The organism is Paenibacillus typhae (genome assembly GCF_900099765.1).
Taxonomy (GTDB): Bacteria; Bacillota; Bacilli; order Paenibacillales; family Paenibacillaceae; genus Paenibacillus_AQ; species Paenibacillus_AQ typhae.
Genome location: NZ_FNDX01000047.1, coordinates 13090 through 36487, shown reverse-complemented (window position 1 = coordinate 36487; position 23398 = coordinate 13090). Strand labels below are relative to the sequence as shown.

The window sequence follows — 23398 nt, the reverse complement described above, 5'->3', positions numbered from 1 at the left end:
ATCTTTCTCGCAGAGCGGTTACCGCCTTCTCTGAAGGACGGCATAGCCGTTTCTACTTGTTGTCTTTTTACATCAGATTCAGCCTGGCGAACTTGCGCTTCCCTACCTGAATAATATCCCCATCCTGCGGACTGACCTCTGCAGCCTGCTCCTCCAGTTTGATTCCATTAAGCTTCACTGCCCCCTGCCGGATGCTGTGTCTGGCCTCACTATTCGTCTCCGCAAAACCGAGCAGCGTCAGCAGCCTAACCAGCTTGAGGGTACCGTTCTTCAGCTCTGCGGCAGCAAGGCTGTAGGTCTCTATCTGCTCTGGCAGCGCACGCTGCTGAAACACTGTAACAAAATGCCGCTGTGCAGACCCTGCCGCCTCTGCCCCATGGTACATCCGGACCAGCGTATGGGCCAGACGCATCTTCACATCCCGCGGATGGGCAGCTCCTGAATCCAGGCTCCGCTCCAGCTCCGCCAGCTCCTCATTACTGAGATCGGTCGCCATTTCGAAGTATCTCAGCATCAGCTCATCCGGCACGGACATTGTTTTACCGTACATTTCATCCGGTGCTTCATCAATGCCTATGTAGTTGCCCAGGCTCTTGCTCATCTTCCTGATTCCGTCGAGCCCTTCAAGCAGCGGCATAAGGACCACGGCCTGGGGCTCCGCCCCATATTCCTTTTGCAGAGTACGACCCATAAGGATATTGAACTTCTGGTCAGTGCCGCCGATCTCGATATCCGTCCTGCTCACCACCGAATCCATTCCCTGCATAAGCGGGTAGAAGAACTCATGCACGCTGATCGCCTGCCCGGCCTGGAACCGCTTGGCGAAATCATCCCGCTCCATCATCCGCGCCACCGTTACTTTTGCCGCCAGATTAACAACCTCCGCAAAGTCCATGGGTCTAAGCCACTCCGAATTGAGAAGCAGGCTGGTTTTATCAGGATCAAGAATTTTGAAAATCTGCTGCCTGTAGGTAGCCGCATTACGCTGCACTTCCTCCCTGCTGAGCTGTTTACGTGTCTCTGATTTGCCAGTAGGGTCCCCGATCATTCCGGTAAAATCCCCGATAATCAGCTGCACCTGATGACCGGACTGCTGAAACTGGCGCAGTTTGTGCAGAACAACGGTATGTCCGATATGAATATCGGGTGCCGACGGATCAAGCCCCAGCTTAATGTTGAGCGGCACCCCTGTTCCCACTGACTTCACCAGCTTGCTTTTCAGTTCCTCCACCGGCACGATTTCCGCTGCACTGCGAACGGCCGTTTCCAGCTGACGCTCCACCTCCCTCTGCTGCGCAGGGGTCAAATCTTCCCATTTCATACCCACGTCCTCCTTCAAATTGTCTCGGTTGAATGCAAAAAGAGCCGTATGCTCACCCCCAAAGGGACGAGCATCCGGCTCGCGGTACCACCCTAATTAAAGATCCCCGCCATGCAGAAGCAGCAGATCCTTCACTTCATTATCATAACGGGTATGCCCCGGTTCCGGACTACTGGCAGGACTCTGTGCACCTGTGTTCCTCCGGACAGCTTCAGACTGTAATTCAAAGGGGCCTGCTGCCGGTTCGCACCACCCACCGGCTCTCTGAAACACATGGCTTGCCTTCTACTGATGTCCTTCAACGCTTTTGTCCGTATCCAATTGAGTAAATTTATACCATGACAGGATTCTAAAAGTCAACAGTTCCTTAAACTTACTTTCGGGCAGAAGCGCATTCAAAACCGGCAAATTGTGCTATAATAGTTCCGTTAAAAGGAGGATTATCGTCGATGGTTGAGGAGAAAAAGAAGAAGACCGCAAAACAGCGTCCCCCGCGCAGATCCTGGCTCCGCAGGTTCGGTTCAGTCGTAAAATGGGTGTTTATACTCGGCATCCTGGGCCTTCTGTTTGCCGGCGGTGCCGTGGCAGGCTATGTCACTTCCATTGTGAAGGACGACCCTGTACGATCCGAGGAATTGATTCAGCAGCAGGTCAGCCAGAACGCCATCACCGGCTTTGCTTATTTCCGTGACGGCCAGCCGATTGGCCAGCTCCGTACAGAAGAAGACCGCAGGCTTATTGAATTTAATGATATTCCGCAGCTCGTGATCGATGCCGTTCTCGCCATTGAGGACAACAATTTCTACGAGCACGTCGGAATCGATGTAAGCGGCACCCTGCGTGCCGTCAAGCAGAAGCTGCTTAACGAATCTGTCCAGACCGGGGGAAGTACCCTGACCCAGCAGCTGGCCAGACGGGTATTTCTGAATCTTGACCGTACAGAAGACCGTAAGGTCAAGGAAATATTGCTGTCACTGCGCCTGGAGCGTTTTTTATCCAAACAGGAAATCCTTACAGCCTACCTTAACAAGGTTCCCTTCGGAAACGGCTCCAACGGCTACAATGTTTACGGTATCAAGGCAGCAGCCAAAGGCATATTCGGGCTGGATGATCTCGACCAGCTCAATGTCGCTCAAGCCGCTTACCTGGCCGGGCTTCCCCAGCTTCCCTCCAAGTATTCCGCCTTCAACGGCGTAGGTGAATTCAACGAGACGGCCTTCGGCCGGGCCATGGAGCGCCAGAAGCTTGTGCTGCGCCGGATGCTTGAAGAGAACAAAATCACGACAAAACAGTACAATGAAGCGCTGCAGTTTGATATCCAGGCTTCTCTGGCTCCGCATACGAAGAAAGCTTATGCCACCTTCCCTTACCTGATGCTGGAAACTGAGCGCAAGGCAGCGGAAATTCTGCTGTCCATCAATGAAGACAAGAATAACCCAGAGAGCACTGAGGGTGCTGAAGGTTCAACAGCCTCCGGCAACGACACTGTCCTGCTTGAGGAAGCCCGTCAGCAGCTGATGACCGGCGGTTACCGCGTATACACCACAATTGACAAAAAAGTATACAGCGCCATGCACAGCATTTCGGAAGACAGTGATAATTTTACGAAGGACAGTGATACAAGAGGCAAGGAACAAACGGCCGGTATGCTGATCGACAACAAGACCGGGGCGATCCTTGGAATGATCGAGGGCCGTGATTTTAATATTGAACAGATGAATTATGCCACACAGATGATCCGTCAGCCGGGTTCGACCATGAAACCGATCGCAGCCTACCTGCCTGCGCTCGACAGCGGTCTGATCCAGCCGGCCAGCATCCTGGACGATGCCCCGATTATCCTGAAGGACGGCACCAAGGGTTTTCATATTCCGAAGAATGCCAACAACCGCTATCAGGGGCTTGTAACAGCCCGCTACGCGCTCAACAAATCCCTTAACCTGCCGGCTCTGAAGCTGTTTAACGACAAGGTCGGCATTGAAGAATCCTGGGCTTTCACTAAGAAGCTGGGGATAACGACTATTCAGGATGATGATTATCATGCGCAGACCGGGGTTATCGGCGGTCTCCGCTACGGGGTGTCCGTTGAGGAATTAACCAACGCCTATTCTTCAATCGGCAACAACGGCGCTTTTAATGATGCCTACATGATTGAGAAGATCGTTGATTCCCAGGGCAAAATCATTTACCAGCATAAAGTGAATCCGGAGCAGGTGTTCTCCGAGCAGACTGCTTATCTGATGACAGACATGCTGCGGACAGTCATTACAGAGGGTACGGCTTCCACCGTAAAAAGCACCTACAAGCACTTCAAGGAAGTGCCGATTGTCGGCAAAACCGGTTCGACACAAAATTATGGCGATGTCTGGTTCATGGGTTATACACCTGATGTAACACTCGGCATGTGGGTGGGCTACAAGGAGCAGATCAATACGCTTCAGGGCGATACCCAGAAACGGCAGGCCCAGACGCTGTGGGCCAAGGTCATGAACGCCGTAATCGACAAGCAGCCTGATCTGTTTGTAACCAAAGAGTTCGCCCAGCCTGAAGGGATAGTCAAGAAGACGGTCTCTGCTTACAGCGGCAAGCTGCCGACTGATCTGACCGACAAGTTCACTACAGACCTGTTTAATGCCAAATATGTGCCGCAGGACAGTGATGACGGCATCTCTAAAGCCAAATACATTACCTACAACGGTGTGAACTACCTGCCGCTCGAAGGTACACCTGACGATTTCCTTAAGGAGAAGATCGTTGTCAAGCGGGAGAAGCCGATTCAGGACCTCATCAAGGAGCTGCAGACAGCCTTTGAGGGGATGAAGGAGCATGAATCGCTGCAGTATTATCTGCCTGCGGATGCCAAAACCGACTTCCCGACCGAGGTTGACCCGCGTGTCGATGATGGTACGGCACCGGCACCTCCCGGCAATGTCAGTGTCTCCTACAGCACAGGCAAGGCGGTCATTTCATTTACCGCAAGCGGTTCGCCGGATGTTGTAGGCTACCGCCTGTACCGTTCCCTGAACGGAGGCGCCTTCCAGAAGCAGGCGGTCATTTCCGCAGGCGAGAGCACCGTCTTTAAACCGGGCACACCGCAGAATGTCAACGCCACCTTCTATGTCACAGCTGTGGACGTAGCCGGGCATGAGACAGCCTCAGGCAGTATTGCCGGCGGAGCTGCCCCGACACCAGAGCCGACGCCGACACCGGAGACCCTTCCTGGAGCGGAGGCTACACCTGAAGGCAGTCTGCCGCCTGACGGCACTGCAGAAGATCCCGGCATGATTATCATTCAGCCGCCGGGCGCTGAAGAAGTACCGACCGGCGGAGTTAACAACGCTGGTGGCGGCAACAGCAATGCCGGCTCCGGCAATGCCCAATAAGGAATAGCACACGCAAGAAACACCGGTTCCCGCCGTATGCAGGAACCGGTGTTTTTGTGCTTCACCCTATCAGGCTAATCCTCAATGGTGGAGAGGTCGCCTGCCGGAAGCTGCAGCTCCCAGGCCTTCAGCACACGGCGCATAATCTTGCCGGAGCGGGTTTTGGGCAGCTTCTCTTTAAACTCAATTTCACGGGGCGCAGCATGCGCAGACAGCCCTGCTTTGACAAAAGCCGCAATCTCATCCTTCAGCTCTGCAGTCGCTGTATAGCCCTCTCTGAGTGATATAAAAGCCTTTATAATCTCCCCTCTCAGCAAATCCGGCTTCCCGATAACCCCTGCCTCAGCCACGGCAGGATGCTCTACCAGCTTGCTCTCTACCTCAAAGGGGCCGATGCGCTCCCCTGAGGAATTGATAACATCATCAATGCGGCCCTGGAACCAGAAATATCCGTCCTCGTCCATGTAAGCGGAATCACCGGAGATGTACCAGCCGGGTATCCGGAAGTATTCATCGTACTTAGCCTGGTTGTTCCAGATCTTCGCCATCATGGAAGGCCAGGGCGTACGGATCGCCAGATTCCCCATCGTATAAGGCGGCACTTCATTGCCCCTGTCATCGAGAATGGCTGCCTCAATGCCGGGCAGCGGGCGTCCCATGGATCCCGGCTTAATATCCATCCCGGGATAGTTGCAGATCAGCTGGGCTCCGGTTTCAGTCATCCACCACGTATCATGAATGCGTTGCCGGTAGACTTTATCGCCCCAGCGCACCACCTCCGGATTCAGCGGCTCTCCTACTGACAGCACATGCCTTAGGCTGCGCAGATCGATTCCGGCAAGGCTGTTCTCCCCTGCACCCATCAGCATGCGGAATGCCGTTGGCGCACTGTACCAGACGGTGACAGCGAAGCGCTCAATCGTTCTGTACCAGTCTCCCGGACTAAAGCGTCCGCCCCGCACCACATTGGTGACACCGTTCAGCCAGGGCGCGAAAATTCCATAAGAGGTGCCGGTGACCCATCCGGGATCTGCAGTACACCAGTAGATATCATCCGGCCGCAGATCAAGGACAATTTTGCCTGTATAATAATGCTGGATCATCGCTCTCTGTGCATGATAGACCCCTTTGGGCTTCCCGGTAGAACCGGAGGTATAATGCATAATAAGGCCATCCTCCAGGGTCAGCCATTCCGGCTCCAGTTCCGCCTTCGCTGCCGCCATCTCCGCCTCATAGCTGATGATTCCCTGCTCCCCTACGGCCCTGCCAACTACTATAATATGGCGGAGTGTGGGCAGCTCCTCCCGTCTGACCCGTTTCAGCAGCTCCGGTGTAGTTACGAGAGCAACTGCACCGCTATCCTCCAGCCTGTCTTTTACAGCTGTCTCCATAAACGCCTCGAACAGCGGCCCTGCCACTGCTCCAACCCGGAGGACACCGAGCAGACTGAAATACAGCTCCGGGCTGCGCGGCATAAAGATAAATACACGCTCTCCCTTGCCCACGCCGTATTTTCGCAGAACATTACCAAAACGGCTGGAGTGTTCCTGGAGGTCAGCGAAGGTGTACCGCTCTTCCCTGGACGGATCGCTGTAGATCAGGGCAGTGGCCGCCCCCCGTCCTTCCAAGACATGGCGGTCAATCGCTTCATGGGTCATATTCACCTTGCCGGTGTGATACCAGGAGAACGTCCGCTCAACATCCTCCCACCGGAATTGCTGCACTGCCAGGGTATAGTCGCGCAAATTAGCATGTTCTACACGGCCCGGCAAAATTTCATCGTGGACTTGCCCCATTACTCTTGCCTCCCCTGCTGGATTGATTTAAGCTTGAAAAGCGGGACTTCACCACCCCGCCAACTGTCAATACAATAATTGTGAATATTTTATGTCGGAATCAGTATAACACAGTAAGCGATTACATTCCATAATTTAGTTATACGAAAGGAGCCCGGTACATGGAGCATTGCAAAATCCCAGTCACACACACCCTAATGCAAAACAATAGCCTAATCACCGTGAGCGGCCCTGTGTCTTCAACCTTTTTGCACAATCTCACTATTCATCCCGATCTTGATGCCTTCCGCAAACCGCATGAACAGCTGGAGGCCCTTATAGAAATCAGCGAATTGTCTGAAGGTCGGGTTATTGCCGCCGTCTGTGACCAGATTCTGGTTGGTTATGTCACCTTTCATTATCCGGATGAGCTGGAGCTGTGGTCACAGGCTAATATGCCTGATCTGGTTGAACTCGGGGCAATAGAGGTAGCCGATAGTTACAGGGGAGGCGGACTTGGCAGGCTGATGCTTGCCGCCGCATTTGAGCGGGAACAGCTGGAGAATTGCATTGTGTTCACTACTGAGTACTACTGGCACTGGGACCTTAAAGGCAGCGGGCTGGATGTATGGGCATACCGCAACATGATGGAAAAGCTGATGAAATCCGCAGGGATGGTCTGGTATGCCACCGATGATCCGGAGATTTGCTCACATCCGGCCAACTGCCTGATGGTCCGGATCGGCAGCCGGGTGCCGTTGTCCTCCCAGGAAACCTTTGACAGGGTCCGCTTCAGGCAGCGTTTTATGTATTAGCCGATTGATTTTTACAGTTCCGGCACTTTCAGCATATATTCGAGAATGGCGTGGGAGGACCGTGCTGCTGTAACTGTAAATTCTTTATAGCTCACATGGGCTGAGCCGTCGGCTTTATCCGACATGGAACGAATGATGACAAACGGAGCTTCATTCATATAGCAGACCTGGGCAACAGCCGCCCCCTCCATCTCTGCGCAAGCGCCGTTCAGATCCCGGTGCAGCGCTTCCACTGCTTCGCTGCTGGCGATGAATTGATCCCCTGAAAGCACAATGCCTGTTACAAAATGCTGCTTAAGCTCTTTGCAGGCCTGCTCGGCCAGCTTCACCAGTTTCTCGTCTGCGGTAAAGACAGATACCTCCTGATAAGGAATAATACCCTTGGGATAGCCCAGAGCCGTCACATCCATATCATGCTGGATACAGGCCGAGGAAATGACGATATCGCCGATATCCAATCCGGGATGAACCGCACCGGCCACTCCGGTAAAAAGCACCCTGGATACGCCAAACGTATCCAGCAGAATTTGCGTGGTGACTGCCGCATTCACTTTACCGACCCCTGATTTGCAGAGAACCGCCCTTCTGCCAAAAACGTCGCCGGAATAGTATGTAATCCCTGCCTTGACTGCAGTCCGCTTGTTCTCCATGCTGCTGAGCAGCAGCTCAATTTCCTCGTCCATCGCGCCTATTAATCCGATAACCTCGCTCAATATAATGTTCCTCCGTTACTTCCGCTGTCGCGGGAATCTGAAGCCATTACACCCCGGGCAACATAAAAAGCTCCCGAAGGAGCTTTCTACGAACCGCTATAACAAACTCTTACTTGTTGACATGGTTGACTGACAAGCGGAGAATCGTCTCATGCGGCAGAATAACCCGCGGATTCTCGACCGTCTCCTTCTTCATCAGCTTGGTCAAAAGTCTCATCGCCACCGCACCGAGATCATACATCGGCTGTGCTACAGTAGTCAGCAGCGGACGGACCATGGAAGCCATGCGGATGTTGTCTACGCTGATAATCGAGAAATCATCCGGAACCTTCAGGCCTTCATCCTGAATACTGTGGATGGCGCCAATCGCCATTTCATCTGTTGCAGCAAAGATGGCTGTCGGCTTCTTCTTGAGCCCAAGGAAATACTTCATCGCTTCGACACCGGATTCGTAACGGTAGTTACCGATGCGCACCAGGTCTTCCTGATACTCAATTCCGGCCGCTTCCAGCGCTTTTTTGTAACCCTGGAACCGCGCATAGCCGTTAGCCGGATCCTGCAGCGTTCCGCTGATCATTGCAATTTCACGGTGTCCGTGACGGATAAGCGTATTCACAGCATCAAAAGCCGCATTCTCATGGTCGATATCAACCGAAGGGTAAGTGCCCTTCTCGTCGCGTGTTGCGCAAAGTACGATTGGAACAGCAGAGGTCTGAAACGCCTGAATATGCTCTTCCGTTACCGTGCCGCCCATAAAGAGCAGCCCGTCAACCTGTTTTTCCAGAAGCGTGTTGATAACACGGATTTCCTTCTCTTTGCGTTTGTCCGCATTACACAAAATAATGTTGTAATGATACATGTTCGCGATATCCTCAATCCCGCGGGCAATTTCCGCAAAAATCGAGTTGGAGATATCGGGAATAACAACCCCTACGGTTGTTGTCTTCTTGCTGGCGAGACCTCTCGCCACGGCGTTCGGACGATAGCCCAAACGTTCAATTGCTTCAAATACCTTCTTCCGGGTCTGCGGCTTCACGTTAGGGTTATTATTCACAACCCGTGATACCGTAGCCATAGATACGCCTGCTTCGCGAGCTACATCGTAAATGGTTACCGTCAAATTACTCTCTCCATTGCGATAAATTTTATCGTTCGACTAATTAAAATTATGATACGACACTTTGTACAATTGTGCAATGATAACGCTTCATTTTCCTTTCAAATTTCTTTCAAAGTTAAAAAAGTCCAGAGAAAGGATGAAATTTTTGTCTATAAACCGCAAATACAGCACGTTCATCCTGCACAAATAATGAACCTGATACTATGGTAACAAAAAGTCCGTGAAAAATCCAACATTCGTGAAAAATTTTCATCATTTTTGCAGAAAAAACTTTTCATTTCGCACTTTCTGCCGATTGTACTGCCAATTGTGCCAATCTGGTTCCGGTTTCTTCCATCCATTTTACATCAGCAAGCTCGACAGCCAGCCGGTAAACATCAAGCAGGACATCAATCCGGGCCTCAGCGGCTTCACGGATGCTCTCCTCCAGTTCACTGAACCCGCCGGGAAATTCACCTGCACTTAAGACCTCCTTCAGCACACTCGCCCACTCATTCCGTTCAGCAAAAGAAAGCCGCCGCCCCGGAATGACATTCTCCAGCTCACCGATCAGCCTGCCCAGCTCCCTCTTAATGGATGGCAACGGTTCATAACGGGCGCAGACACCGCATGTATAGACAGGGACGTGAGTGATTTTGATCTTTGCGCTGTAAATCAGAGTGTGCATATGTATGGTCATGGTTCCGCCGCAGCTGCATGACTTTCTAACAACATTATCTTTTAACATCTCCTACACCTCAGGCTGAAAAAATTAAAAACACAGAAACCTGCCTTTTCAAAGCTATATTCGACTCCCGGCATCCAAACTCCTTCCGATTTGCATTAAATGATTTATTTGGCAATAAAGCAAAGTAATGTTTATGCAAAGGTGACTTCATATTTCAAATTTGATAGAATGAACAGGATATCGTGATCCGAGGGGAGCTGCTGACAATGAGATTATCAGGTAAAAAAGTGATCGCACTGGTGGATGATGAATTCGAGGATCTGGAGCTCTGGTATCCGGTATACCGGGTGCGCGAGGAAGGCGCCGAGGTCCATCTGGCAGGACTTGAGAAGGGTAAAACCTATACCGGCAAATACGGTGTACCCGCAACAGCCGAATATTCCTGGGATGATCTGAGCGCAGCTGATTACGACGGCATTCTTGTACCCGGAGGCTGGGCACCCGATAAAATCCGCCGCTACGGTGCAGTCCTGAAGCTGGTTCAGGATTTCAACACCGCCAAAAAGCCGATCGGCCAGATCTGCCATGCCGGCTGGGTGCTCATCTCCGCCAAAATCCTGGACGGGGTGACCGTTACCTCTACGCCTGGCATCCGCGATGACATGGAGAATGCCGGAGCTATCTGGAAGGATGAAGCTGTAGTGACTGACGGACACATCATATCCGCCCGCCGCCCGCCGGATCTTCCTCCATACGGCAAAGCCTTCTGCGATGCGCTGGCCGGGGAATAAGCGGACGTATAGATTATTTTTAAGCATGACAAACAAGCCCTGCCTCATCATCTCTTGAGGTCCAGGGCTTGTTCCGTTTCTTTGTCCGGCAGTCAGTCAAGGATTTCGAGCGATACCTTCTGGTTAATCGGGGCCGGATAGCTGGTTATCGTAAATGTCAGCGGCTGGGCATACTTATTGCTGCCTAGTCCCACATAATCCAGCACAGGGACCGACTTCTTGTCGGCTGATGCCTGGTACGGCGGAATATCATACAGATCAGCGGTTGAATGAATCTGGCCTTTGGAATCGGTAAACTCATTATCCAGCTTTAAAGCGTTATAGAATCTTTTCTTCCCCGTTGACGTGTTATGTTTCAGAATCATCGTTGTTCCTCTTTCGGCCGTATACAGGGACATAGTTAAGTAATTGTCGGGAGCTTTGATGATCTGCTGCTGTTCCGTATCAATAACCACTTTCAGGGTATCCTTATCCAGCGCCAAAATACCGTCGAGCTGAAATTGAAGCGGCTGGCTGGACCGGCTGTCATTCCCGAATACCAGAATCTCCTTGCCTTTAACCTCCACCGTGCGGACAGGACTCATACTTGAAAAAATACCGTTGCTACCCAATAAAAACCGCGGATAAATCATGGAAAAGATTTGTTTGCTGTTTTGCTCATTGTAAACGGGTTCCAGGTAAATCCCGGTCGCAGAGGTATACACTTCGTTGATTAAGATTTCCTGCCCGGCGACAGTCAGCGTTTTGTTAACGGTGTGGACCTCGCCTGACTTTGCTATCTTCCCTTTGTCCAGTGTTATAGGTACTGACAGCGCCGCCAGCGGCTTTTCTCGGGAAGCTTGAGAAACCGGCTTGCTCTCACCTAGATTCAGTTCAAAAGTGATTTCGTCAGGCAGTGAATCAAACCCTTCAGCCCACTGTAATATTTCATAATATAGAGTCGTACCGGTTGGTACATCCGTGTTATTTAAAGCCCAGCCATACCGGTAGTTTACCGGTGAGCTGCTTTTGCCTACCAGCTGCAGATTATCCACACGTGCTTTTTGACCGGTATGATTTTGCAGGGAATACAAGATCATAATGCCCTTGCGGTCTGCGGCAATTCCGTCTACCTTCAGTACAAACCCGTTCTGCTCGGCCGTTACACCGCTTACCCGTTCTATCAATCCTGCTTCAATGGCTGAGGCTACGGTGGTATCATTTATTGCCTTCCAAAAATAAGGTGTAAAGGCCTCATTCATCTGTGATGGGGCTGATAAATTCTGTGGTTCCAGCGGCTTCGGCAACTTCCCGATCCAGGGAACCGCAAACAGCGCCGCAGCAGCTAATACTACTGCTACACTTACAGCAAACCTCTTACGTGCTGATGTCCGGTATCGGGCCGGGCCTGATATTCCGCTGCGTATTGCCACATTCATTTTAACCTGCGGTATATCCTCCAGTTCCCTTGATATTTCATCAAAATACTCCTTTAACAGCCTTTCCTCACTGCCAGCCATTTGCCGCTCCCCCTTTCATTTTGTTACGCAGCTGCTTGAGCCCCTTGTTCAGCCAGGTTTTGACTGTTCCTTCCGGCTTGTCCAGGACTTCGGCAATCTCTGTCAACGTCATATCACGGTAGTATTTCAGCACAAGCACCTGGCGGTATTTCAGCTTCACGCTATCCAGCGCCTGCTCCATATCCAGCTTCCGGTCACTGGTCATTACCATGACAACCCCGCCGCTTTCATCCGGTGTTTTTACCGGAACCAGCCGTTTCCTCCGCTTCATTTCATCGTTGCAGCAGTTAACCATTATCCGTGTTATCCAGGGAGCAAATTTCCCGGGATCCCTAAGGCTTTTCCGCTTGCTCCAGGCCCGGTACGTTGCTTCCTGAAGCATCTCAAGTGCATCTGCCTCACTGCGGAAATAGCTGTAGGCTATCCCGTAGAGGATCCTTTTCTGTCCGGATACAAGGCTGATAAAGGCCTGAGCCTCCTCTTTGGCCTGCTGTACATGTTCAACCTCCATCAGATTTTCCATTCTGTGCGATCTGTGCCTCCTTTATATGCAGCTTCAAAAGCTTCTTTTGTACTTCTATCTATACTGACTTCCGGAGCCCGGAAACGGTTTTACTTTTTTTCTGATGGTTTTATATGTACCCCTGTAACGCAAAAAGTCCGGCGTATCCGCCGGACCCTGCAATTCAGCAAACCTGTAATTCGCTGATTTTCTCTACGATGTTTTTTCTTTTATTGCTTCTGCCGCCGTAGCTCCCCGTCCGGCAAATGCGCCAAGTACTTCTTCCGTCTCCAGGCTTGTCTTGAACCGGAAGCAGGCTTTCGCCGTCTCTCTGGCCTCGGATGCTACGGTATTAAGGGTCCGGTGCTTCACACGCAGCAGCGCCTGCGGCGACATGCTGAGATTGCTGATACCGAGCTCCAGCCAGAGCGGCAGAGAACGTTCGTCCGCCGCCAGCTCGCCGCAGACGCTGATATCAATGCCGGCACTGCGTGCCGCCTGCACAGTCATCCGGATCATGCGCAGCACCGCCGGATGGTACGGATGATACATATGGGCGATCTGCTCGTTCATCCGGTCCACGGCCAGCACATACTGCACCAGATCGTTGGTGCCGATGCTGAAGAAATCGACCTCCTCGGCCAGGAGGTCGGCAATCATAACAGCTGCCGGAACCTCAATCATGATGCCGACCGGAATGTTGGCGTTATAAGGAATGCCCCGCTGATCCAGATCCTGCTTCACCTCGTTCAGAACGGCCTTGGCCGCCTGAACCTCTTCTACGGAAGAAATCATCGGGAACATAATTTTGACATTGCCGTAATGGCTGGCCCGCAGGATTGCCGTCAGCTGGGTTTTGAACAAATCCGTCCGGTCCAGACTGATGCGGATGGCGCGGTAGCCAAGGAACGGATTCTGTTCTTCGGGAAGCTGGAAATAATCGAGATGCTTGTCTCCCCCGACGTCCAGCGTGCGGATGACCACCGTGCTGCTGCCAACCTTCTCGGCGACCAGCTTATAAACCTCAAACTGCTCTTCCTCTGTAGGGAAGGAGTGCCGGTCCATGTACAGGAATTCTGTACGGAACAGGCCAACTCCCTCCGCACCGTACTTCAGCGCCATATCCAGCTCCTTGACGGAGCTGATATTACCGGCCAGATGCAGATTTACGCCGTCCTTCGTAACCGCTTCAACGGTAGCGAGCAGCTCGAGCTGTTCCTTTTTGCGCTGCTGCTTATCGCGTCTTGCGGCATATAACTGTATCGTGGCTTCATCCGGATGCAGCTGGACAATGCCGGTATCCCCGTCCATCGCCAGCATGTCGCCGGTCTGTATCGGATTGCTGATTTTGTTCTCAAGGCCGGCAACCAGCGGAATCCCGAGCGCCCGTGCCATGATCGAGGAATGTGAGGTTTTGCCGCCCATCATGGTAACAATCCCCAGCACATACACCGGATTCAGGTGAGCCAGCTGGGACGGGGACAGCTCCTTCGCCACCAGAATGTAGGGCTGTGTATCAGAAGGCAAAGTCACCTCCGGAGCGCCCAGCAGATGCTTAAGCAGCCGGTTGCCGACATCCTTGATGTCTACCGCCCGCTCCTTCATATATTCATCGTCCAGCAGATCGAACATGGCCACAAAATGATCGATAGCTTCCTTAACGGCCACCTCGGCCGCCTTATACTGGCGTTCAATAATACCGCGGATCTCACTCATAAACACCGGATCATCCAGAATGGCCAGATGGGCATCAAAAATGCTGGATTCCTCCGGCCCGACGACCTCGCGGAATTCTTTTTTGATAAATTCAATCTCATCTTTAGAGGTGCGGATTCCTTCATATAACCGCTCAAATTCCTGGGCCAGATCAACCGGATTCACTTGTGTGTCCGGCAGGCTCCATTCCCAGTTAGGCAGGACAAAGGCCTTCCCGATAGCTACACCTGCTGCAGCGCCTATGCCTTGAATCATGCTTCCACCCCTCCAACACTTTCATGTAATACCACGGACATTACCGAAGACTGCCCTTTTTTAACATTTTTGAATGGAGCATAGCTCCACGATTTGACACGGTCAGGATTGGTGATCACCATCGGCGTTGCCAGCGAAGCGGCATGCTCCTGCAGGTAAGCCAGATCGAACCGGACGAGCAGCTGACCCGGCTCCACGCTGTCACCTTCCTGTACAAGCGCCTCAAACGGCCCTTTGAGCTGGGATGTATCGATCCCGATATGCATCAGCACCTCAAGCCCCTCGGGCGTAGAAATGCCTATTGCGTGCATTGTAGGGTACACGTGCATGACCTTGCCGAATACAGGCGAGACCAGCTCTCCTTTTTCCGGATAAAAAGCCACCCCGTCACCAACCAGCTTCGCGGCAAAAATATGATCCGGCACTTCCTCAATCGGCATCATCTTGCCCTGGATCGGGGCACAGAACAGCACCTGCGGCAGATCGCGCAGCATCAGCTTGTCGATTTCCTCGCGGATCAGCTCGGAGTAGGTTCCGAATACCACCTGCACGTTGCCGCCGCCAAGCTTAATAATGCCCGCAGAGCCCAGGCCCTTGAGCGCTGATGTATCTATATATCGGTCGTTGTGCACCGTTAGTCTTAACCTTGTGATGCAGGCCTGCACCTGGACAATGTTTTCTTTGCCGCCCAGCGCCTCCAGAATCAGCGGAGCCTGATAAGGTATATTACCCGCCCAGTCGCCAAGCTCAGAGCCTTCCTCGCGTCCCGGAGTCGGAATCTGGAAGCGGCGGATCGCCCAGCGGAACAGATTATAATAAACAACCGCGTAGCCTATGCCGATCGGAATCAGCAGCCAGGCACGCTGGGAAAGATGCATATTCAGGAAGAAGTCAATTGCTCCCGCCGAATAAGAGAACCCGTGATGGATACCCAGCAGATAGGTCAGCACCATAGCCAGACCCGACATTACCACATGCACCGCGAACAGATACGGGGATGCAAACAGGAACGCAAATTCGATCTGCTCCGACACTCCGGTCAAAAAGCAGACCAGCGCGGCACGCAAAAAAGTCTTTTTGATCTTAGGCTTCAGATCCTCGCGCGCTTCCTGTATGATGGCCAGTGCAATCGCCGGGAGCGCAAACATCATAATCGGAAACAGCCCGGCCATAAATACGCCTGCAGTCGGGTCACCCGCAAAAAAACGCGGCAAATCCCCCTGCACGACCGCACTGCCGTCAGGAGTGGTAAAGCTGCCAAGCTGGAACCAGAACAGATTGTTCAGGATATGATGGAGCCCGAAGGCTGTAAGCACCCTGTACAGCACCCCGTATACGAACACGCCGTACCCTCCGGCTGATTGTATATCGCGGAGCAGATGATCAAGCACATTTTGGAGCAGCGGCGAAACGCCGAGCATCACCCAGGCAAACAGGGCGGAGAATAGGCCCATGAACAGGAGCACAAAACGCGACCCGCCAAAAAACTGGATCGCCTCCGGAAGCTTGATATTTTTAAATTTGTTATGCGCCACACCGGCGACAATCCCGAGAATAATGCCGATGAGCGTTGCAGGCTGAACCGTTCCGTCGCCCATATTGGAAACAATCCGGTCATAGGTGAACATTCCCGCTAATGCTGCAAGACCGGCCGGCCCGGCCTGATTGGACAGCCCCCAGGCAACGCCCACAGCAAATAAATAAGGCATGAAATAAAATATTCCCTGCCCCGCGTATGTAGTCACTTCAGATACCGAAGAAAGTCCCCATGCAGACCACGGCAAGCTGCCCAGACTCAGCAGAATAGCTGCAGCCGGCAACACCATAGTAGGAAGCATTATGGCTCTGCCCAACTGCTGCAGTGATCCGAGCCAATTCAAGGTGACCCTCTCCTTTCGTTCTATGCTAAATGGTAAGCGCTCCAGCAGTTTTTGTCAAAAAGAATACGCAACTCCTAGAATACCATGCGGGGCGGGAGGATGGGAAGTGAATGATTACTTTGCAGATACAGAGTAAAGACAAATAACTGTAGCCGGAATGCGGCAAACTTGTTTAAAAAGTATACTGACGCTCACAACCCTCATAATCCATCTCTAAACTAACCTATGATGTATGATAATGCCCAGTTCGCATGGTATCTATTGCACTTTGTACAACAGATTTACCGTTTTCCTGCAGTAAAAACAATTCTATTGTATTTCGTACAATAGATTATTCTAAATTAACCTTAATCGGGCTTATTTCAGAATTTCTGTTGTATAAAATGCAATAGAATCACTTTTGAAGCCCTTTAAGATGAAATCAATTGTATAAAATACAACAGATCTCTCAAACCTCTATACAATTTCGGAGATGAAGAGAATTCTCACCAGATCTGATCCCTGGACATCGGCTTGAGTTCATAGTGACGTACTCCCCGACCTCCCTCAACCGGCATAAGCAAGCCTTTTTCGCTAAGTGTCCTTAACACCTTCCGTACTGTACGAAAGTTTAGCCCGAATTGATCTATCACATCCTTCGGACGCAGCGGTCTGGCCAATCGCCAGGCTAGCCGGAGCACCTCTTTTTCAGCTGGCAAAATATCTGTCGCCGCGGGCTTCTTTGCCAAATACGGAGCCAGCACCAGCTGCAGCAGCATCCTGCATACTTCAGGACGCTGCTGGATGTCATCGAACGAAAAGTGCAGCATCCGCCAGCCCATACCGGTGAGGAAATTGTCACGGTTCAGCGCATAGCTGAACTTCTCCCTGTCCATGTCCTTAATATGGCTCTGGAATCCGTCACATTCAATGCCGATCTGCGGGCCGTTAGGCGGTAAAAAAGCAAAGTCCAGAAACTGGGACTTGCGGTTCCAGTCATAGATCTCGTACTCCGGATGCAAATGCTCCAGCGATTCAAACAGCGGCCACCACACATTCTGTACGAACAGCTTCTCAGCAAAGTTATGTCCTCGCAAAAGCCTCCCTCTGCGCTCACCGCTCCGCCCAGCTGAATGACGGCTTAACCACAATCCATACGCTTCTTCAAACTCCATCAAAGTTCCCCTCCCGGAAAATAAAAAAAGAACGCCCACAGCCCGGAAGTAACCTAACGGGTAATGGACGTTCTTCGTCTAAAGCCAGTATAACAATGCGCTCAGCAGGTTTCCAGCTTAAATTAGCCGATCAGCCCCGGCTGCGCCCGTGCATGGTGATCGCTTCCTCGACCTTGATGCAGCGGTCCATGATGGCGGTCATGCCGTGTTCAGCTGCAATGTCAGCTGCCTCCTGGCTGATAATGCCCTGCTGCAGCCATAGCACCTTGGCACCGATGTCGGCTGCATCCTGTGCCACTTCAGCACAATATTCGCTGCGGCGGAACACGTTGACAATATCAACCGGCTCCGGAATTTCAGCCAGGGTGTGGTAGCATTTCTCGCCGAGAATGTCTCCGTCCACGGTAGGATTCACCGGGATGATCCGGTACCCCCGGCTTTGCATGGCGTAAGCTACCATGTATGAAGTACGGTCGGATTTGTCTGACAGGCCGACAACAGCGATATTGCCAGCTGATGCAAGAATATCTCCAATCTGTTCACGGCTTGGATTCTCAAAACTCATCGTAGTATTCCTCCCTGTGCATGATTTTTGACTGAATTTATTCTATTCATTCTTATCAGCATCAATAAGAATGTCCTGACACTAAGAATAACACAAAGAGTCAGCAGCTTTCTGAGCCATAAGACACATGTGAGGGATGTAGCATCAGCAACCATAAACAGTATCCGCCACAGCCTGCATTACGTGCCCCTTATCCATAAAAAACTTCGCTTTACCGATCAGCGGTCAGCAGTGTTCCTTCACAAGAACAAGTAGAGACAGGCTGAAAGCAGCCCCATATGTCCGGAGCTTAGCTCAAGACAGCCGTGCTCCGACTCGCCGGCAAGTGATCTGACCTAACCTACTTTACCCATTCCACATCAGCACCAAGCTCACGCAGGTGGTCAAAATACTGCGGATACGACTTGGCGACGTGATGGGCGTCCTTGATCAGCAGCGGCTGGCGTGCGCGCAGGCCGACTACGGTCAAGGCCATAATGACACGGTGGTCATAATGAGCGTTGATGGTTACGCCGCCCTCTACTCCTTCCGGCATACCGTGCACGATGATCTCGTCGCGCCGCTCCTCGACCCTTGCGCCTGCGCGTGTCAGCTCGGCCAGGTAGTCGGTAATACGGTCGCATTCCTTATACCGCAGATTCTCTACATTATAGAAGCGTGAGGTTCCTTCCGCGAATACGGCGGCTGCCACCATGGCCAGCACAGCATCAGTTGCTGCATCACCGTCGAATTCTACAGCCTTCAGGATTCCGTTGCCCTTGACATGAACAGTACCATTCTCATGGGTCAGCGGTACTTCCATCATCTGCAGCACATCCACAACAGCCCGCTCCCCCTGCTTGCTTCTCTCAGCCAGCCGGTGGATCTTCACATCAGACTTCGTTACAGCCGCAGCCGCGAGCACAGCAGCCGATCCAGGATAATCCCCCTGTACAGTATACGACTTGGCGGCATAAGCCTGACGGCCAGGCACCTTAAAGGACATGTAGTCATCTGCAGCATGTACTACGATTCCCGCTTGTTCCAGCACCTCAAGGGTCTGGCCAACAACGACCTTGGATTTCAGGTCATCCAGCACGATAATCTCGCTGTCCTCCTCAAGCAGCGGTGTCAGGAACAGCAGCGCACTGAGATACTGGGAGCTGACTGCACCGGATACAGTAATCCGTCCGCCGGCAGACTTGCCCCCTCGGATGGTAATAGGCAGCCTGCCGTTATTATGCTCAACATCAACGCCTAGCTGGCCCAGTGCCTTAATCAGATCATCATGCGGACGCTTGCCCAGGGAATCAGGATAAGTATTAACAAAAGTAACCTCAGGGCTAAGCGCAGCCACAGCCATCAGAAAGCGGAGTACCGCTCCTGCATTGCCCACGTTCAGCTCCTTCACATCCCGCGGGCTCTTGCCGAAGCCCTGTACAACGATTTTTTCATCGTCTTCCGTCAGGACAGCGCCCAGATCAGCGATACATCTGCGGATGGCATCACTGTCCTCACTGTGGGCAGGATGATAGATGGTGCTTACTCCTTCAGACAGCGCCGCAACCAGCAGGTAGCGGGTTGTATAGTTTTTGGAGGACAGCGCTCCAATTTCTCCTTGCAGGGTCGGTGTAGGCCTAACAATAACATCCATTATTTAAACGCTCCTTATTCATAGTATTAGGGATATGTAGTGCTCGTTTGACACTGTAGTCCAAAGCTATGGTATTATATCAATATTCTGCAAATAGAAAGGGGTCTTAACCTTGAACGATATTCCACAAGTTACACCAGATGAGCTGCGCCAGCGTCTTGCGGCAGGTGAGGACCTGCTTCTGATCGATGTCCGCGAGGATGACGAAGTTGCAACGGGAATGATTCCGGGTGCCCGGCATATTCCAATGGGACAGATTCCGCAGCACAGCGGAGAGCTTCCCGCTGATACCGGCATTATCTTCATCTGCCGTTCCGGTGCACGCAGCCAGCGTGTGTGCGAGTACCTGCAGCAATTCGGCATCCAAGCCTCTAACCTAAGCGGCGGGATGCTGGAATGGAACGAAACGCAGGAGGCGTAAACAGCCCATTGCAAATACACTTAAAAGCTCAACCGCGGTAATGCATTAAAATATGCTGTGACACTTCTGCCGCACTCAGCTCCGATGTATCGACCGTGCAATGCGCAAACCGGTAGGCCTCACGTCGCTCCTCCATAATGGCGCGGACTCTATCCTGCGCGTTGCCGGCGAGCAGCGGACGGTTCGCATCTCCGCTCACACGGGCAATAATAACTTCTTCTGTAGCTGTCAGTGCTACAACAAGCCCTTTGGCAAGCATAGTCTCAGCGTTCCCCGGTGCAAGCACCGCGCCGCCTCCTGTTGAAATAATTCTGCGTTCTCCCTCAAGCATCCGCTGCAGGGCAGCTGACTCTGCCTTCCGGAAATACGCCTCACCGTCTGCGGCAAAGATATCCGCAATGCTCCGGCCTTCAGTTTCGACGATAACATGATCCAGATCTACCAGTTCATACTCCAGCTCCTCGGCCAGCATTGCACCTACGGTTGACTTTCCTGTGCCCATCATCCCGACCAGAATGATATTTCTCCCCGGTTCAGGCTTATATGAACACTGTTGTTCTCTATCCCCCGACATAACGACCCTCCAACCGCGACATTTGTCATATCATAACACACGCCCAAAAGATTGCACAATCCACTTCCCCCTGCTTCCTGCCAGAGTGATGCCATACCCGTATCCTCCATGTAAAAAAAGCCCGAAGGCTTCCCGCAACCGGGAAACCATTCGGACTTCTTCCTGCAAGCATGCTACAGAACTATTCGTTAATCCAGTTGTGGTGGAAGACGCCTTCCTTATCCACACGTTTGAAGGTGTGGGCACCGAAGTAGTCGCGCTGTGCCTGAAGCAGGTTCGCAGGCAGACGCTCTGTGCGGTAGCTGTCATAGTAGGCAAGAGCACTGGAGAAGCCTGGTACAGGTACGCCTTGTGCAACAGCAGCGGATACCACTTTACGCCAGGCAGCCTGGTAAGAGCTCATGATGTCCTTGAAGAACGGATCAAGCAGCAGGTTCTTCAGATCCGGATTGGTTTCGTAGGCATCGGTGATGTTCTGCAGGAAACGGGAGCGGATAATGCAGCCGCCGCGCCAGATTTTGGCCAGGCTGCCGTATTTCAGATCCCAGCCATATTCGTCGGAAGCTACACGAAGCTGTGCGAAGCCCTGCGCGTAGGATACGATTTTGCTGGCAAACAGTGCTTTGCGCACGTTCTCGATGAATTCGGCCTTGTCGCCCTGGAACGGCTCCACTTCCGGTCCGCTCAGCACTTTGCTTGCTGCTACACGCTCTTCCTTCATGGCGGACAGGAAGCGGGAGAATACGGACTCAGTGATCATGGACAGCGGCACACCCAGGTCGAGCGAGCTCTGGCTTGTCCATTTGCCTGTTCCCTTTTGGCCGGCGGAATCGAGGATCACGTCAACCATCGGCTTGCCGGTCTCTTCATCGTATTGGGCGAAGATATCTGTAGTGATCTCGATCAGGTAGCTGTCCAGCTCACCGCTGTTCCACTCCTTGAAAATGCTGTGCAGCTCCTTGGCATCCAGGCCAAGAACGTCCTTCAGAAGCTGGTAGGCTTCGCAGATCAGCTGCATGTCACCGTACTCGATACCGTTGTGCACCATTTTGACATAGTGTCCGGCACCGTCCGGTCCAATATATGTACAGCAAGGCTCTCCGTCCACTTTGGCGGAAATTGCCGTAAGAATCGGTTCAACCAGCTTATAGGCGCTTTCCTGTCCGCCCGGCATAATGGATGGACCTTTAAGCGCACCCTCTTCACCGCCGGATACACCGGTGCCGATGAAGCGGAAGCCTTTGTCTTCAAGCTCTTTACTGCGGCGTACAGTATCAGGGAAGTATGCGTTACCTCCGTCGATAATGATATCGCCCTGATCCAGATACGGCAGAAGCTGCTCAATGGTAGCATCCGTTGCTTTACCGGCCTGTACCATGATCAGAATTTTGCGCGGTACTTCAAGGGATTGTACAAACTCTTCTACAGAGAAGGTACCTACCAAGTTTTTGCCTTCAGCTTCGGCGATCAGGTCATTGGTCTTCTCCGGGGAACGGTTATATACCGATACGGAAAAGCCTCTGCTCTCGATGTTAAGAGCCAAATTTTTACCCATTACCGCCAAGCCAATAACGCCGATTTGTTGTTTTGCCATCTGGTTCTCCACCCTTTGCACCCTATATTTTTGTGAAATCCATTTCTCGCAGTATCAGAATACCACCCTTTGTCAGCTACAGCAAAGTTCCGGCCTGCGAAAGAGAGATCAATTTCATTGACAAAGCGCTTCAATATCAGGAAATTGCTCACGATGACTATTTTAACGTTTTTGCCGCCAGAAGTGAACCCCTGTCCACAAGTTGAACAGCGCATGCAGAAATGACAGTTTCTTGCCTGCAGCCATGCGGCTCTGGTCTTAAAAGTCCTGTATTATTTATCCCGGATATCCGCACAGATTAAGAGCACCCCGCCAGCGGGATGCCCTGATTCTTTACCATTCGAGCATATTCAGTTCACGGGACAAACCGGCCAGCTTCACCCTGCATGCCTCCATCAGCGCAGTGTCCCCGCTCTGCATCGCTTCATTCAGCCGGTCAAGCTCCTCGTCCACTTCCACCCTGCGCTGCCGGATCCGCTCCTCGCCCTCTTCTGAATAAAACAGCTTTGTAAGCTCCTGGTCGGTAAGCAGCGGACCTTTCTGGTACAAGACACGCTGCTGATACCCGGAGATTTCCACCAGCCGTATCACTTCGCCGAACATAATGTTCTCAATAATAATCTGCCGGTCGCGGAACCGTTTGACTACCGCATGCCCCCGCATGTCGCCGATCAGCTTCTCCATCCATCCGGACAGCCGCGCATCGCGGATCATATAGTCTCCGACCAGCTTGTAGCCGTCCTTTATCTGCTGAAAACGCAGCTTAACCAGCTTGCGGCCGGTGCGCACCGAGATCAGAAATACAGTTTCATTCTCACTCCAGTACAGGGAATAGCCTTCCTTGATCAAATCCTTGATCAGGTTCTGGATATCCTGCCTGTCAAAGCGCAGCTCCAGGTTGCAGTACTCCACCTCGTCGTTTTTGTTCACGGCACTCCCCCCTAACAGCTTTGTTGAAGCAGTTTCATCTGTATTTACAGAGTAAAACCGACGGCCGGACCTCCACCTGAAAGCAATTCC

General features: G+C 52.2%; 19 protein-coding genes and 1 other annotated feature. Of the genes, 4 read left to right on the top strand and 15 right to left on the bottom strand.

Features of this window, described 5'->3' with window-relative positions; genetic code table 11:
• Positions 1-67: 67 nt before the first annotated feature.
• Positions 68-1321: a tyrosine--tRNA ligase gene (gene tyrS / locus BLR64_RS25225; protein WP_090718860.1), complete on the bottom strand. Its 1254-nt coding sequence runs from the start codon at positions 1319-1321 to the stop codon at positions 68-70.
• A gap of 59 nt (positions 1322-1380) precedes the next feature.
• Positions 1381-1632: a binding site (T-box leader), on the bottom strand.
• 138 nt (positions 1633-1770) lie between these two features.
• On the opposite strand from tyrS, the gene BLR64_RS25220 reads away from it, so the two are divergent.
• Positions 1771-4704 (top strand): transglycosylase domain-containing protein, encoded by a 2934-nt coding sequence (locus BLR64_RS25220; protein ID WP_090718858.1) that lies wholly within the window; start codon positions 1771-1773, stop codon positions 4702-4704.
• A gap of 74 nt (positions 4705-4778) precedes the next feature.
• Here BLR64_RS25220 and acsA read toward each other — a convergent pair whose 3' ends face one another.
• Positions 4779-6500, bottom strand: coding sequence for an acetate--CoA ligase (gene acsA / locus BLR64_RS25215; protein ID WP_090718856.1), 1722 nt, complete (start codon positions 6498-6500; stop codon positions 4779-4781).
• A gap of 161 nt (positions 6501-6661) precedes the next feature.
• Between acsA and BLR64_RS25210 the strand changes: the two genes are divergently transcribed.
• Complete coding sequence (locus tag BLR64_RS25210) at positions 6662-7294, top strand: GNAT family N-acetyltransferase (RefSeq protein WP_090718854.1); 633 nt, start codon at positions 6662-6664, stop codon at positions 7292-7294.
• A gap of 11 nt (positions 7295-7305) precedes the next feature.
• On the opposite strand, the gene BLR64_RS25205 is transcribed toward BLR64_RS25210, so the two are convergent.
• The 3 genes from BLR64_RS25205 to BLR64_RS25195 form a co-directional block, all read right to left on the bottom strand.
• The gene (locus BLR64_RS25205; protein ID WP_090718852.1) at positions 7306-8007 is read right to left on the bottom strand and encodes a 5'-methylthioadenosine/adenosylhomocysteine nucleosidase; all 702 of its coding nucleotides are present in this window, start codon (positions 8005-8007) and stop codon (positions 7306-7308) included.
• Between the two features lie 109 nt (positions 8008-8116).
• The gene (gene ccpA / locus BLR64_RS25200; RefSeq protein ID WP_068727591.1) at positions 8117-9127 is read right to left on the bottom strand and encodes a catabolite control protein A; all 1011 of its coding nucleotides are present in this window, start codon (positions 9125-9127) and stop codon (positions 8117-8119) included.
• A gap of 274 nt (positions 9128-9401) precedes the next feature.
• Positions 9402-9854 carry a hypothetical protein gene (locus BLR64_RS25195; RefSeq protein WP_090718850.1) on the bottom strand — a complete coding sequence of 151 codons (453 nt, stop codon included), beginning with the start codon at positions 9852-9854 and terminating at the stop codon, positions 9402-9404.
• Between the two features lie 206 nt (positions 9855-10060).
• Between BLR64_RS25195 and BLR64_RS25190 the strand changes: the two genes are divergently transcribed.
• Positions 10061-10585: a type 1 glutamine amidotransferase domain-containing protein gene (locus tag BLR64_RS25190; protein WP_090718849.1), complete on the top strand. Its 525-nt coding sequence runs from the start codon at positions 10061-10063 to the stop codon at positions 10583-10585.
• 92 nt (positions 10586-10677) lie between these two features.
• Here BLR64_RS25190 and BLR64_RS25185 read toward each other — a convergent pair whose 3' ends face one another.
• The 7 genes from BLR64_RS25185 to aroA form a co-directional block, all read right to left on the bottom strand.
• Positions 10678-12084 carry a hypothetical protein gene (locus BLR64_RS25185; RefSeq protein WP_090718847.1) on the bottom strand — a complete coding sequence of 469 codons (1407 nt, stop codon included), beginning with the start codon at positions 12082-12084 and terminating at the stop codon, positions 10678-10680.
• Positions 12071-12595, bottom strand: a complete 525-nt coding sequence (locus tag BLR64_RS25180; RefSeq protein ID WP_244157848.1) for a sigma-70 family RNA polymerase sigma factor — start codon at positions 12593-12595, stop codon at positions 12071-12073. Before BLR64_RS25180 ends, BLR64_RS25185 begins: the two co-directional genes overlap by 14 nt.
• A 204-nt stretch (positions 12596-12799) precedes the next feature.
• Complete coding sequence (gene ptsP / locus BLR64_RS25175) at positions 12800-14557, bottom strand: phosphoenolpyruvate--protein phosphotransferase (RefSeq protein ID WP_090718845.1); 1758 nt, start codon at positions 14555-14557, stop codon at positions 12800-12802.
• The gene (locus BLR64_RS25170) at positions 14554-16437 is read right to left on the bottom strand and encodes a glucose PTS transporter subunit IIA (RefSeq protein ID WP_090718843.1); all 1884 of its coding nucleotides are present in this window, start codon (positions 16435-16437) and stop codon (positions 14554-14556) included. Before BLR64_RS25170 ends, ptsP begins: the two co-directional genes overlap by 4 nt.
• Before the next feature lie 485 nt (positions 16438-16922).
• A complete protein-coding gene (locus BLR64_RS25165) occupies positions 16923-17591 on the bottom strand; it encodes a hypothetical protein (RefSeq protein ID WP_090718841.1) in 669 nt (222 codons plus the stop codon).
• A gap of 130 nt (positions 17592-17721) precedes the next feature.
• Positions 17722-18156, bottom strand: a complete 435-nt coding sequence (locus tag BLR64_RS25160) for a CoA-binding protein (protein ID WP_090718840.1) — start codon at positions 18154-18156, stop codon at positions 17722-17724.
• 340 nt (positions 18157-18496) lie between these two features.
• Entirely contained in the window at positions 18497-19789 is a 1293-nt protein-coding gene (gene aroA, locus BLR64_RS25155) for a 3-phosphoshikimate 1-carboxyvinyltransferase (RefSeq protein WP_090718838.1), read from the bottom strand.
• A gap of 112 nt (positions 19790-19901) precedes the next feature.
• On the opposite strand from aroA, the gene BLR64_RS25150 reads away from it, so the two are divergent.
• Entirely contained in the window at positions 19902-20210 is a 309-nt protein-coding gene (locus BLR64_RS25150) for a rhodanese-like domain-containing protein (protein ID WP_090718836.1), read from the top strand.
• Positions 20211-20238: 28 nt separating this feature from the next.
• Here BLR64_RS25150 and BLR64_RS25145 read toward each other — a convergent pair whose 3' ends face one another.
• From BLR64_RS25145 to BLR64_RS25135, 3 genes are all read right to left on the bottom strand, one after another.
• A complete protein-coding gene (locus BLR64_RS25145; RefSeq protein WP_090718835.1) occupies positions 20239-20784 on the bottom strand; it encodes a shikimate kinase in 546 nt (181 codons plus the stop codon).
• Positions 20785-20965: 181 nt separating this feature from the next.
• Positions 20966-22378, bottom strand: coding sequence for an NADP-dependent phosphogluconate dehydrogenase (gene gndA / locus BLR64_RS25140; RefSeq protein WP_068723567.1), 1413 nt, complete (start codon positions 22376-22378; stop codon positions 20966-20968).
• 333 nt (positions 22379-22711) lie between these two features.
• Positions 22712-23308, bottom strand: a complete 597-nt coding sequence (locus BLR64_RS25135) for a hypothetical protein (RefSeq protein ID WP_090718833.1) — start codon at positions 23306-23308, stop codon at positions 22712-22714.
• Between the last annotated feature and the right edge of the window lie 90 nt (positions 23309-23398).